The organism is Rhodopseudomonas sp. BR0C11 (assembly GCF_010820945.1).
In the GTDB taxonomy this organism is placed as follows: Bacteria; Pseudomonadota; Alphaproteobacteria; order Rhizobiales; family Xanthobacteraceae; genus Rhodopseudomonas; species Rhodopseudomonas palustris_H.
The window spans coordinates 1-12,609 of the sequence record NZ_QTKI01000112.1 but is presented as its reverse complement, the minus strand read 5'-3'; the positions used below and the strand labels follow the sequence as shown (position 1 = coordinate 12,609).

General features: G+C 65.9%; 12 protein-coding genes. 2 read left to right on the top strand and 10 right to left on the bottom strand.

What is annotated here, in order from left to right; genetic code table 11:
* On the bottom strand, window positions 1–863 hold an 863-nt coding region (gene gap, locus DYI24_RS11245; protein ID WP_164572344.1), incomplete at its 3' end, for a type I glyceraldehyde-3-phosphate dehydrogenase.
* A 215-nt stretch (window positions 864–1,078) separates the two neighbouring features.
* Entirely contained in the window at window positions 1,079–3,064 is a 1,986-nt protein-coding gene (tkt, locus tag DYI24_RS11240; protein ID WP_164572343.1) for a transketolase, read from the bottom strand.
* Between the two features lie 327 nt (window positions 3,065–3,391).
* On the opposite strand from tkt, the gene DYI24_RS11235 reads away from it, so the two are divergent.
* Window positions 3,392–3,736, top strand: coding sequence for a DUF4164 domain-containing protein (locus tag DYI24_RS11235; RefSeq protein ID WP_164572345.1), 345 nt, complete (start codon window positions 3,392–3,394; stop codon window positions 3,734–3,736).
* Window positions 3,733–4,143: a cell division protein ZapA gene (locus tag DYI24_RS11230; protein WP_107343097.1), complete on the top strand. Its 411-nt coding sequence runs from the start codon at window positions 3,733–3,735 to the stop codon at window positions 4,141–4,143. Before DYI24_RS11235 ends, DYI24_RS11230 begins: the two co-directional genes overlap by 4 nt.
* Before the next feature lie 134 nt (window positions 4,144–4,277).
* Here DYI24_RS11230 and DYI24_RS11225 read toward each other — a convergent pair whose 3' ends face one another.
* The 8 genes from DYI24_RS11225 to DYI24_RS11190 form a co-directional block, all read right to left on the bottom strand.
* On the bottom strand, window positions 4,278–5,519 hold the full coding sequence (locus DYI24_RS11225) for a class I SAM-dependent RNA methyltransferase (protein WP_164572342.1): 1,242 nt from the start codon (window positions 5,517–5,519) through the stop codon (window positions 4,278–4,280).
* A gap of 46 nt (window positions 5,520–5,565) precedes the next feature.
* Window positions 5,566–6,990: an MATE family efflux transporter gene (locus DYI24_RS11220; protein ID WP_164572341.1), complete on the bottom strand. Its 1,425-nt coding sequence runs from the start codon at window positions 6,988–6,990 to the stop codon at window positions 5,566–5,568.
* Window positions 6,991–7,052: 62 nt separating this feature from the next.
* Entirely contained in the window at window positions 7,053–7,793 is a 741-nt protein-coding gene (locus DYI24_RS11215) for a TlyA family RNA methyltransferase (RefSeq protein ID WP_164572340.1), read from the bottom strand.
* 2 nt (window positions 7,794–7,795) lie between these two features.
* Window positions 7,796–8,359, bottom strand: a complete 564-nt coding sequence (locus DYI24_RS11210) for a nucleoside 2-deoxyribosyltransferase (RefSeq protein WP_164572339.1) — start codon at window positions 8,357–8,359, stop codon at window positions 7,796–7,798.
* Window positions 8,360–8,430: 71 nt separating this feature from the next.
* Window positions 8,431–10,356 (bottom strand): 1-deoxy-D-xylulose-5-phosphate synthase, encoded by a 1,926-nt coding sequence (gene dxs, locus DYI24_RS11205; protein ID WP_107343102.1) that lies wholly within the window; start codon window positions 10,354–10,356, stop codon window positions 8,431–8,433.
* 413 nt (window positions 10,357–10,769) lie between these two features.
* Window positions 10,770–11,021 (bottom strand): exodeoxyribonuclease VII small subunit, encoded by a 252-nt coding sequence (locus DYI24_RS11200; RefSeq protein WP_107343103.1) that lies wholly within the window; start codon window positions 11,019–11,021, stop codon window positions 10,770–10,772.
* 81 nt (window positions 11,022–11,102) lie between these two features.
* A complete protein-coding gene (locus DYI24_RS11195) occupies window positions 11,103–12,032 on the bottom strand; it encodes a histone deacetylase family protein (protein WP_107343104.1) in 930 nt (309 codons plus the stop codon).
* 163 nt (window positions 12,033–12,195) lie between these two features.
* The coding region (locus DYI24_RS11190) for a 5'-nucleotidase C-terminal domain-containing protein (protein WP_205523474.1) at window positions 12,196–12,609 on the bottom strand (414 nt) is incomplete at its 5' end.

Genomic DNA, 12,609 nt, shown 5'->3' with positions numbered 1-12,609 from the left:
TGGTTGAAGTCGATCGAGACGTTCGGCGCGTTGGTGTAGCCGAGGATGCCCTTGAGCTCCTGCTCGGCGGCGCGCTTGATCGCTTCGTTGATCTCTTCCTTGGTGGTGGCCTTCTTGGCGATGATCTTGAGGTCGACCACCGAGACGTTCGGGGTCGGCACGCGGATCGCGACGCCGTCCAGCTTGCCCTTCAGCTCGGGCAGCACCAGGCCGATCGCCTTGGCGGCGCCGGTCGAGGTCGGGATCATCGACATCGCCGCGGCGCGGCCGCGGTAGAGATCCTTGTGCATGGTGTCCAGCGTCGGCTGGTCGCCGGTGTAGGCATGGATCGTGGTCATGAAGCCGGTTTCGATCCCGACGGTGTCGTTGAGCACCTTGGCGACCGGGGCCAGGCAGTTCGTGGTGCACGAGCCGTTCGAAACCACCATGTGGTCCTTCGACAGCGTGGCGTGGTTGACGCCATACACGATGGTCGCGTCAGCGCCGTCCGACGGAGCCGAAACCAGAACGCGCTTGGCGCCGGCGGTCAGCAGCGCGGCGGCCTTATCGCGCGCGGTGAAGATGCCGGTGCATTCCAGCGCGATATCGACGCCGACTTCCTTGTACGGCAGCGCCGACGGATCCTTGATCGCCGTCACCTTGATCTTGCCGCGGCCGGCATCGATCGTGTCGCCGTCGACCTTGACCTCGTGCGGGAAGCGGCCGTGGACGGAGTCGAAGCGCAGCAGATGGGCGTTGGTCTCGACCGGGCCGAGATCGTTGATCGCAACGACTTCGATATCCTTACGACCGGACTCGTAGATCGCCCGCATAACGTTGCGGCCGATGCGGCCAAACCCATTGATCGCGACCCGAACTGCCATCCAACTTCTCCTCGCTGCAGATGATTTTCAATTCTACGACGGGGCGCTCCCCGTACTCTTGCGCGGTTTCATGCCCAAAATACCGAGCGGTTGCAATCCGCTCGTTCATGATTCAGATCAAAGACTTACCGCAGGCGCGGCCCACCTGATGCGGTGAACTGCCGCGCTCGAAAAATTGCGCGATCCTTAATCGCCCGCGTGCGGGCGCCGCGATATTAGGCGGCGAGCCGACGCTTAGCGGCGTCCGCCACGGCCTCGGCGGTAATTCCGAAGTGCTTGTAGAGGTCCTTGGCCGGCGCACTGGCGCCGAAGCCGGTCATGCCGACGAAGCCGCCGTCCGGACCGATCACCGCGTCCCAGCCGAACCGCACCGCGGCTTCGACCGCGACCTTGACCGGCGCATCGCCGATGATCGTCGCACGGGTGGCGTCGTCCTGCGCCAGCAGCAGATCGAGCGACGGCACCGAGACGACGCGGGCGGCGACGCCCTGCACCTCGAGCAGCTTCTGCGCCGCGACCGCGATCTCGACCTCGGAGCCGGTGGCGAAGATCGACACCTGCGCCTTGCCCGGCGCCGGGATCAGCTCGTAGCCGCCGGTGGCGCAGAGGTTGGCCTCGGAGGTCGCGGTGCGGACCTGAGCAAGGTTCTGCCGCGACAGCGCCAGCACGGTCGGCCCGTTGGTGTTCTCCAGCGCGAGCTGCCAGCATTCGGCGGTCTCGACCGCGTCGGCCGGGCGGAATACCCGCATGTTCGGCATCGCCCGCAACGCAGCGAGGTGTTCGACCGGCTGATGCGTCGGGCCGTCTTCGCCGAGCCCGATCGAATCGTGGGTCATGATGTAGACAACCGGCACATGCGACAGCGCAGCGACCCGCATCGACGGCCGCGCATAGTCGGTGAAGCACAGGAAGGTGCCGCCGGCCGGCGCAAAGCCGCCGTGCAGCGCAAGGCCGTTCATCGCTGCCGCCATGCCCATCTCGCGGATGCCGTAGTGGATGTAGCGGCCGGAGAAATCGTCCGGGGTCACGTCCTTGGCCTGCTTGACGCGCGTGTTGTTGGAGGGCGTCAGGTCGGCAGAGCCAAGCAGCAGCTCGGGCACCACCGGCGTCAGCGCTTCCAGCGCCAGTTCGCTGGCCTTGCGGGTGGCGATGGTCTGCGGTTCGGCGACCAGCTTGTCCTTGAGCGTACGGATGGTATCCGCAATCGCCGCCGGCCGCTTACGGTCGATCACCCGGCGCTTGAAATCCTCGCGCTTGTCCGCCGGCAGCGCGTCGAACCGGGTCAGCCAGTCGGCACGGGCGGAGGCGCCTTGCTTGCCGACATTGCGCCAGGCGCCGAGCACGTCGTCCGGAATCTCGAACGGGCCGTAGTCCCAGCCGAGCGCCTTTTTGGCGCCGGCAAGCTCTTCGGCCCCGAGCGGTTCGCCATGCGCCTTCGAGGTGCCGGCCTTATGCGGCGCGCCGAACCCGATCGTGGTCTTGCAGGCGATCATGGTCGGCCGGTCGGAGGCCTGGGCTTGGCGGATCGCGTCGGCGATCGCTTTGTGGTCGTGACCGTCGATCCGGAACGAATTCCAGCCATGCGCCTGGAAGCGCGCGACCTGGTCGACATTGTCGGTGAGCGACAGCGGCCCGTCGATCGAGATGCCGTTGTCGTCGTACAGGAAGATCAGCTTCGACAGCTTGAGGTGCCCGGCGAGCGCGATCGCCTCGTGGCTGACGCCTTCCATCAGGTCGCCGTCCGAGCACAGCACGTAGGTGTAGTGATCGACGATGTCGCCGAACTCCGCCTGCAGCAGCCGCTCCGCCAGCGCCGTGCCGACCGAGGATGCGACGCCCTGGCCGAGCGGGCCGGTGGTGGTCTCGACCGACGAGGTGATGCAGTTCTCCGGGTGGCCCGGCGTCTTGGAGTCGAGCTGGCGGAAATTCTTGAGCTGAGCGAGCGTCAGCTCCTCGTTGCCGGTCAGATACAGCAGCGCATAGAGCAGCATCGAGCCGTGGCCGGCCGACAGGATGAAACGGTCGCGGTCCGGCCAGTGCGGATCGGCGGCATCGAACTTCAGAAACTGCGACCACAGCACGGTCGCGACATCGGCGGCGCCCATCGGCAGCCCGGGATGGCCGGATTTGGCCTTCTCCACCGCATCCATCGCCAGCGCCCGGATTGCGTTTGCCATACGGGAATGATCGACCTGCGCCATGATGGATCTCGCCTGAAAATGAGGGTTGCGGTTGTTCCGGTAGAATCGGAACGTGCCCTGCCTCCATGGCAGGGCGATGAACAGAACAGATGGGGCTGGACAGCCGGGGAAGCCAGTTCGGCATAGCACCCGATACCGCTAGGGCCAACATTTCGCCCCGGAACCGGCCCTGCAGTGGGCGCTTTGCGGTGCATAGTTCAGCGGCAGCGTTGCGCTGGGCTTCTGCGCCACGTAAATTTCATGCCCTAAAGGCTTGTTCAATCGTGGCTTTTGTGGGGGTCCCAGAGACCTCAGGTGTGGGAGCTTGCGAGGGGTCGCGCAACGAGCATGACGGATCGTCCTGCCCACGGTTCCATCGCTGCCGATCAGGCACCGGCCGAGATCGTTGCGGCGGCTCGCCGCCTCGCGGCGGCGCTCGAAGCGCTGGAAAGCGCGGTGGAACGGCGTGCCGAGGCCGACCGCGACGAGGACGAGCTGGCCTCGCGAATCCAGGCGCTCGGCGCCGATCGGTCGCGCCTCGCCGACGAACTCGACGGTGCGCTGGTGCGCAGCCGCAAGCTCGAGCGGGCCAACCGCGAGATCGCGCAGCGGCTCGACTCCGCCATCGACACCATTCGCCACGTGCTCGACACGGAAGCGGGCGATCCACAGCCGGCCGAGGAGGAGTCATGAGCTCGAGCGACTCCGCTGGATCCGCCAACCACGTCAGCGTCACCATCAACGGCCGGCAATACCGGATGGCCTGCGAGCCGGGCCAGGAGCCGCAACTGCTCGGGCTCGCTGAAAATCTCGAGACGCGGATTCAGAGCCTGCGTGGCCGGTTCGGCGAGATCGGCGATGCGCGGCTGACTGTGATGGCGGCGCTGATGATGGCCGATGAACTCCTCGACGCCCACGGCCGCATCGCCTCGCTGCAGCAGGAAGTCGATGCTTTGCGCAACGACCGCGCCGCTTCGCTCGATCGCACCGTGTCGACCAACCGCGCCGTCGCCGCCGCGCTCAACAGCGCCGCCGAACGCATCGAGCGCACCACCCAGGTCCTCAACCGCACCATCGGCGGCGGCATCGCGATCGGGTAGGTGTACTTCGTCATTCCGGGGCACGCGCAGAGCGCGTGAGCCCGGAATCCCGATATGTTGAAACGCCGGTTGCTCGACAGCTCCAGATTCCGGGTTCGCTCGCGTTCGCGAGCGCCCCGGAATGACGCTTTGAACTACTGCTTTCGTAACACCGCCACCAACTCAACATGCGGCGTGTACTTGAACTGATCGACCGGGATCACGCGTTCGAGTTTGTAGCCGCCATCGATCAGCAGCTTTGCGTCGCGGGCGAAGGTGGTGGCGTTGCAGGAGACGGCGAGTAGCAGCGGCACCCGGCTGGCCGCGAGTTGCGTGGCCTGCGCCTGTGCGCCCTGGCGCGGGGGATCGAACAGCACGGCGTCGAAGTCGCGGAGTTCGGGCGGTGCCAGCGGGCGACGGAACAGATCGCGCGCTTCGGCCTTCACCGGCTTCAGCCCCGGCGTCGCCGGTGCGGCCTTCTGCAGCGCTGTGACGGCCTGCGCGTCGCTGTCACAGGCGAACACCCGCGCCTTCTCGGCGAGGCGCAGCGCGAACGGGCCGACGCCGCAGAACAGATCCGCGACCTGCTTGGCGCGGCCGAGATGCGCCATCGCCAGCTCCGCGAGCGTCTGTTCGCCGAGCGCCGTCGCCTGCAGAAACGCACCAGGCGGCAAGGTCACCTTGGCCTTGCCGATCGCCACCACCGGCGGTCGCCGCAGCAGGACTAACTCGCCGTGCCGTGTCAGCCGCGCGAGCTTGTGCTTATCGGCGAGCTGCGAGAGTGAAGTGATCATCTTCGGCGGCAGCGGGCCCGAGCCGCGCACGTCGATATCGAGACCGTTCTCGGTGGCGGTGACTTGAATATCGAGCGGCTTGCCGACCGGCGTCAGCGCTTCGGCCAACGCCCAGGCTGCTTCCAGCGCGCCGCTCAGCGCCGAATCGAGGATCGGGCAGTGATCGATGGCGATGATGTCGTGGCTCGCGTTGGCGCTGAAGCCGACCTTGAGGATGTCATGCGTGCCTCGGCGTGCATGCAGCGTGACGCGGCGGCGTCCGGCGCCGTGGGCATCGATCAGCGGATCGACCGGCACGTCGATCCCCGCCTGCGCCAGCGTCTCGATCACCAGGTTGCGCTTCCACGTCCGATACGGCTCGTCGCGCAAGTGCTGGATCGCGCAGCCGCCGCACACGCCGAAATGCGGACAGAACGGTGCCACCCGGTCGGGGCTGGGGACCTCGACGCGCAGCAGTTTGCGGCGGTCGGGATGGCCCTGCACCGGTTCGGCCTCGACGGTTTCGCCGGGCAGCGCGAACGGCACGTAAGTCGTGCCGCCTGGCGACAGGCTGACGCCGTCGCCGCGGTGGCCGAGCTGATCGATCGTCAGGGTCTGGATCATGGCGATGCGATAGTCCCCGGCCGGCAGGCCGTAAAGCCGGAAGTGATCAGGCGGCGACGGCCGCCGCCATCGCGTCGCGCGTCAGCCGGTGGAAGCGCCATACCAGCAACGCAGCATAGACGGTCAGGCCGATTGCCAACCCGATCCAGACACCGAACGGTCCGAGGTCGGTATGGAATCCGAGCACCCAGCAGAACGGAAAGCCGATCAGCCAGAACCCGAGCACCGCGAACAGCAGCGGCACCTTGGTGTCGTTCCGGCCGCGCAGCGCGCCGTTGGCGACGACCTGCAGGCCGTCGGCAATGAAGAAGCTCGCGCCGACGATCAGCAGCGCAGCAGTCAACGTCGCAGTTTCGATCGAAGTGTCGGAATCGCCGAGGAACAGCTGCGGGATCTGATGCCGCGTCAGCGCGACCAGTAGCGTCATCGCGGCCATGAATATGAAGCCGAGGACGATCGCCGCAAAGCCGGCGCGTCGCGCCGACGGCGGATCGCCGCGGCCGACCGCATGGCCGACCCGCACCGTGGCGGCGACCGAGATCCCCATCGGCACCATGAACATGATCGCGGCGACCTGCAGGGCGATTTGATGCGCGGCGAGCGCGGTGGTGCCGAACTTGCCCATCAGCAGCGCCGCGGCGCCGAACACGCCGTATTCCAGCACGGAAGCGCCGGAGATCGGCAAGCCGAGCTGCAGCAGCCGGCGCATCAGCTCGCTGTCGAACCGGAACAGCTCGCCGAACACTTGGTACTTCCGGAACGGGCGCATCGTCACACACACCACCGCGGCGGCGATGCACATCGCCCAGGATACGATCGTGGTAGCGAGGCCGGCGCCGAAGATCTCCAGCCGCGGCAGACCGAACGAGCCGTGGATCAGCATGTAAGCGAGGCCGAGATTGATTGGGATTGCGGTCAGCATGATCCACAGCGCCGGCTCGGGCCGGTTCACCGCGCCCATGAAGCCGCGCAGCGCGATGAACAGCCAGCCGGGCACCAGCGACCATGCCAGTCCGTCGAGATAATCGCCGGCGAGGCGCGAGGTCTCAGGATTCTGGCCGAGCGCGACCAGTAGCTCTTCGCCATAGAGCTGGCCGAGCGTGAGCGGCACGCCGGCAATCACACCCGCCCACAGCCCGACGCGCAGCGACGCACGCACCTGCCGCGGCGCGCGCGCGCCGAACGCCTGCGCCGCCAGGGGCGTCACTGCGGAGACCAGTCCAAGGCCCATCGTAAAGGTCGAGAACAGCACGATATGCGCGAGCGCAGCCGCGGCCACGGCGGCGTCGCCGAGCCGGCCGATCAGCGCCAGATCGGTGGTCATCATTGCGATCTGGCCGAGCTGCGTCATCGCCATCGGCCACGCGAGCCACAGCGTTTCGATCAGCTCTGTCCGCCACGCAGACGATTTCGCCGGCGCAAGCGCGCCGGCGGCGATGTTGGAACCAGGTACGGTCATGGCGCGCACCATAGCCGAAGTTGCGGCCGGAGTAAGACTTTGGTTCCGGTCAAGACGTCGCGTCTTGAAGGCTCTTAGCCACGCTTTGCACCGAGGAAGAATTCGACATTGCCGTCACCGCCGGCGATCGAGGACGCAAAGACCTCGATGTCGCGGCAGCCGAGCGAGGCGGCGAGGGCGATCGCGTCGTCGCACACCGCGCGATGCACCTTGGCGTCGCGCACGATGCCGCGCTTCGAGGGCGCCTCGAACTGCGGCTTGATCAGCGCCAACAGACTCATCGGCGATGCGGCGAGCGACAACGCCGCGGGTAGCACCTGCTTCAGCGAGATGAAGCTGGCGTCGATCACCACCACGTCCGGCCGCTGCGGCAGCCGCGTGCCTTCGAGCTTGCGGATGTCGGTCTCTTCCATCGAGACGATCTTGGGATGACCGCGCAGCGAAGCGTGGAGCTGATCGCGGCCGACATCGACGGCAAACACTAGCGCGGCGCCGTGCGCCAGCAGCACCTCGGTGAAGCCGCCGGTGGAGGAGCCGACATCGAGGCAGACGTGATCCTCGATCTCGATCGGATAGCGTTCCAGCGCGCCGGCGAGCTTGACGCCGCCGCGCGATACCCAGGGGTGTGCCGGCTGCGCTTCAAGCTGTGCGTCGAGCGCGATCGGCTCGGAGACCTTGGTGACCGGCTTGCCGTCCGCAACTACAAGCCCCGCCTCGATCGCCGCCTGCGCTCGCGCACGGCTATCGAACAGGCCGCGCTCGACCAGTACGACATCGGCGCGTTTGCGCGGCGTGGACTCCGGTGGCTTCGCCATGGTCAGCGCGCTCGATGCGGCCGCAGCCGCTCCGCCGCGATCCGGACGCAGGCGGCGAAGCTGTCGAGGTCGTGCCATGGATCCGCCGGCATCTCGCGCGGCGTCACCAGCGGCACGCCGTGCAGATCGAGGCAGTGGATCAGCATCAGATTGTCGGCGAGGCCGAAGTCTTCGACCGCAAGACCATCGGCACCGATCAGCAGGCCGTCGCGGCTCTCGACGGTTTCGAACTGCTTGACCCGCGCGACGTAGTTCGCCGGATCGTTCGAATAGCCGAGCACCAGCTTGCCGCGTCCGGCCATGTAGCCGAGTTCGTACACCGTGCCGGCGTCGGCACTGGGACCGCGGAACGGCGTCAGATTGGCGATGATGGCGTCGGCTTCATTCATCATCGCTTCGTTGCCGCGGAAGATCTGCAGCGACGCGTCGTGCGCCGCGAGCGCGACCGCATTGTCGAGCGGAAACAGCCCGGCAAAGCCGTGATCCGCGCACAGCTCGGCCTTGCGCCGGCCGATCTGCAGCGCATCGGGCAGAAACACGTCGGGGCCGGCGAGGTAGATCTTCATGGGCGCCTAAAACAAAACGGCGACACGGTCGCCCGTGCCGCCGTCCTGATGAATTAGCGAAAGCAGCCGGATCAGGCCAGCTTCACGGTGTCGGCCTTGGCGTCTTTGCCGAGCACATCGAACACCTTCTTGACGATCGCCTTGGCGTCGAGGCCGGCGCGGGCGTACATCGCCACCGGGTTGTCGTGATCCAGGAACACGTCGGGCAGCACCAGCGCGCGCATCTTCACTTCGCCGTCGAGCATGCCGTGCTCGGCCAGCGTCTGCATCACGTGGCTGCCGAAGCCGCCGATCGAACCTTCTTCGATGGTGAGCAGCACTTCGTGATCGCGGGCAAGCTTCAGCACCAGCTCGACGTCGAGCGGCTTCATGAAGCGCGCGTCGGCGACGGTGGTGGAGAGGCCGAGGGTGGCGAGTTCGTCGGCGGCCTTCTCGGCTTCCGCAAGGCGGGTGCCGAACGACAGCAGCGCGACCTTGTTGCCCTGGCGGATGACGCGGCCCTTACCGATTTCCAGCGGAACGCCGACTTCCGGCATTTCGACGCCGCGGCCTTCGCCGCGCGGATAGCGCACAGCGCTCGGACGGTCGTTGATCGCCACCTGGGTGGCGACCATGTGCACCAGTTCGGCTTCGTCCGCCGCAGCCATGATCACCATGTTGGGCAGGCAGCCGAGATAGGCGTTATCGAACGAACCGGCGTGGGTGGCGCCGTCGGCACCGACCAGGCCGGCGCGGTCGATCGCAAAGCGCACTGGAAGCTTCTGGATCGCGACATCGTGGACGATCTGGTCGTAGGCGCGCTGCAGGAAGGTCGAGTAGATCGCGCAGAACGGCTTGTATCCTTCGGTGGCGAGGCCGGCCGCGAAGGTCACGGCGTGCTGTTCGGCGATGCCGACATCGAAGGTGCGCTTCGGGAAGGCCTTCTCGAAGATGTCGATGCCGGTGCCCGACGGCATCGCCGCGGTGATGCCGACGATCTTGTCGTCCTTCTGGGCTTCCTTGACCAGGCTCTGGCCGAACACGTTCTGGTAGGACGGGGCGTTCGACTTGGCCTTGGCCTGGGCGCCGGTGGCGATGTCGAACTTGACCACCGCGTGATACTTGTCAGCCGCCGCTTCCGCCGGGCCGTAACCCTTGCCCTTCTGGGTGACGACGTGGATCATGAACGGGCCGGTGTCGGCGTCGCGGACGTTCTGCAGGATCGGCAGCAGGTGGTCGAGATTGTGACCATCGACCGGGCCGACGTAGTAGAAGCCGAGTTCTTCGAACAGGGTGCCGCCGCCCATCATGAAGCCGCGGGAATATTCCTCGGCGCGGGCGGCGCGGTCGGCGATCAGCTTCGGCAGGTGCTTGCCGATCTGCTTGCCGGCCTCGCGCAGCGACCGGTAGGTCTTGCCCGAATACAGCCGCGACAGATACGACGACATCGCGCCGACCGGCGGAGCGATCGACATATTGTTGTCATTGAGGATCACGATCAGCCGCGAGTTCATCGCGCCGGCGTTGTTCATCGCCTCATAGGCCATACCGGCTGAAATCGAGCCGTCGCCGATTACCGCGATGACGTTGTTCTTGACGCCCGACAGCTCGCTGGCCACCGCCATGCCGAGGCCGGCCGAGATCGAGGTCGAGGAGTGGCCGGCGCCGAACGGGTCGTGATCGCTCTCGGTGCGCTTGGTGAAGCCGGACAGGCCGCCCGGCGTACGCAGCGTGCGGATGCGATCGCGGCGGCCGGTCAGGATCTTGTGCGGGTAGGCTTGGTGGCCGACGTCCCAGATCAGGCGGTCGCGCGGGGTATCGAACACATAGTGCAGTGCGGTAGTCAGCTCGACCACGCCGAGACCGGCGCCGAAATGCCCGCCGGTGACCGATACCGCGTCGATCGTCTCCAATCGCAATTCGTCGGCGACCTGCCGAACCTGATCGACCCGCAGCTTGCGCAGATCTTCCGGTGTACGAATGGTGTCGAGAAGCGGCGTTTTGCTAAATTCGGTCACGGCGATATTCCAGTCTTATAACTATAGGGTGGTGAGTCCCTCGACGAATGGTCCGAGTGTCCAGTCTGCGTGAGCCTCACCCGGCTCCCGCACTCCTACTTCAGGAGAAATCAACGATCGAAGCGTAGTGTGCGCTCCCGATCGTCGAAGTGACCTCGATCACTTATTGCGGCTGCACACGTCCACCGAACTTGACAGTGCCATCCCGGCGAGTGTCAAGCGCGGCGCATAAGCTCATACCTTTACACAAACCCGTCATTAAATCCAACCATCGGCCGCCCAAGGCTTGGTCAGGCTGCGTAAACTTTCGGCCAACAGGGTTGATGGGGGTAGTTTCGGAACTCCAGTGTTGCGCCGCAAACACGGTCGTGGCCGGACGGCGGCGCAAGCAATTACCTTTGCGGATGTCGGGGTTATTGCACGTCCAGCGGCTCGGTGCCGGTCGGAGCGCCCTGCGCGTCGGTGGTAATCTTGTCTACGCGGGCTTCGGCCTGCCGCAGCAGATCCTCACAGCGGCGCTTCAAAGCTTCACCGCGTTCATAAATCGTGACCGACTCCTCGAGCGGCACCTTGCCGTCTTCGAGCCGCTTGACGATGGTCTCGAGTTCCTCGAGGGCGCGCTCGAAGCTGAGCTTCTTCACATCGGCGGTTGCGGCTTCGGCCATTTCGCATTCCCGGCTGCACGCGCTGGGGCGCGGCAGCATTGTTTTGGTTGTTGTTCTTGGTCGCCTGGCGGGGCGGCTGGTTCAAGCGCCCATCAGGGCGCCCACATGCGCAGCCACCGATTCACTCAGGCCCTGGAGGTCATATCCCCCCTCGAGGACTGAGACAATGCGGCCTCCGGCGGTCTGGGTTGCGACCTCCATCAGCCGCTCGGTGACCCAGCCGAAATCTTCGGCGCGCAGGTTCAGGCTGGCCAGGGGATCGCGGTAATGGGCGTCGAAACCGGCCGAAATCACGATCAATTCCGGCGAAAACCGCTTGAGCTGGGGCAGGATCAGCTGCTCGAACGCGAACCGGAACTCAGTCCCCCCATCTTCGGAAGCCAGGGGCGCGTTGACGATATTGTCATATTCGCCGCGCTCGCCTTGCGAGCCGGTACCCGGGAACAGCGGCATCTGGTGGGTGGAGCAATACATCACGGTGCGATCGCCCCAGAAGATGTCCTGGGTGCCGTTGCCGTGGTGGACGTCGAAATCCACCACCGCGGCGCGCTCGATGCCATATTGGCGCTGGGCGTAGCGCGCGGCGATCGCGGCATTGCCGAAGAAGCAGAACCCCATCGGCTTGGTGATTTCGGCGTGGTGACCCGGCGGCCGGGTGGCGACGAAGGCGTTGGCGGCCTCGCCCTTCATCACCGCATCTACCGCGGCGACCGAACCGCCGACGCCGCGTAGCGCGGCTTCGAATGTGCCCGGCGACATCGAGGTGTCGCCGTCGACATAGACGATGCCGGTCGACGGCGACATGTGGCGCAGCTCGACGATGTGGTGATCGGTGTGGCACAGCGCGATGTGCTCGAGCGAGCCGATCGGCGACTCCGCGCGCGCCAGCGGTGCAAAGCGTTCTTCGCCCAGCGTCTTGTTGATGGCGGCGAGGCGCGCCGCGCGCTCAGGATGTCCTTCCGGCGTGTGATGGTCGAGGCACGCGGAATGGGTCAGAAAAAGCGTGGTCATTCAGAAGTGCCCGGGCGCCGATCTGTGTCTGTATTACATTCGAATGAATGTAGTTACTCGCTGCGGCGAGCGAAAGGGCCGCTTAAGGCTTAGAGCGTTTTCGAGCGAGATGAAAACTGCTCCGCTCGAAGAAAACGCGTCAAAACAAACAACTAGAGCTCGCTCAATTCAAGCGCGTCACCCTGTCGGTCGGCGGCGGCACAACCGGACTGTGCGTCTTGAAATAGGCGAACAGCGCGTCGACGTCGTACACGCCGGTTTGCAGTGCAGCACCGTCCTTGAACACGGTGAAGCCGTCGCCCCCCGCCGCCAGATAGGCGTTCAGCGTGACCCGGTAGGCGCGGTTCGGATCGATCGGCGCTCCGTTCAAGGTCATCCTGTCCGGCGGAATTCGCGCACCCGAGGCGCCCGCCGCATCCCAGGCGAACTGAAAGCCCTTCGACACCTGCAGAATTCGCGGCCGCGCCGGCTCTGCCCATTGCTGTTCGAGCGCCGCCTTGAGCTGAGCCCCGGTCAGCGTCATCGTCACCAACTGATTGCGGAACGGCTGCGCGGCAAACACCTGGCCGAACGTAAC

Coding starts and splice junctions, on each gene's coding strand:
- DYI24_RS11220 (WP_164572341.1), bottom strand. CDS start 6,990: ATGGTGCGCGCCATGACCGTACCTGGTTCCAACATCGCCGCCGGCGCG.
- DYI24_RS11195 (WP_107343104.1), bottom strand. CDS start 12,032: ATGACCACGCTTTTTCTGACCCATTCCGCGTGCCTCGACCATCACACG.
- DYI24_RS11215 (WP_164572340.1), bottom strand. CDS start 7,793: ATGGCGAAGCCACCGGAGTCCACGCCGCGCAAACGCGCCGATGTCGTA.
- DYI24_RS11225 (WP_164572342.1), bottom strand. CDS start 5,519: ATGATCCAGACCCTGACGATCGATCAGCTCGGCCACCGCGGCGACGGC.
- DYI24_RS11210 (WP_164572339.1), bottom strand. CDS start 8,359: ATGAAGATCTACCTCGCCGGCCCCGACGTGTTTCTGCCCGATGCGCTG.
- DYI24_RS11230 (WP_107343097.1), top strand. CDS start 3,733: ATGAGCTCGAGCGACTCCGCTGGATCCGCCAACCACGTCAGCGTCACC.
- DYI24_RS11235 (WP_164572345.1), top strand. CDS start 3,392: ATGACGGATCGTCCTGCCCACGGTTCCATCGCTGCCGATCAGGCACCG.
- DYI24_RS11200 (WP_107343103.1), bottom strand. CDS start 11,021: ATGGCCGAAGCCGCAACCGCCGATGTGAAGAAGCTCAGCTTCGAGCGC.
- tkt (WP_164572343.1), bottom strand. CDS start 3,064: ATGGCGCAGGTCGATCATTCCCGTATGGCAAACGCAATCCGGGCGCTG.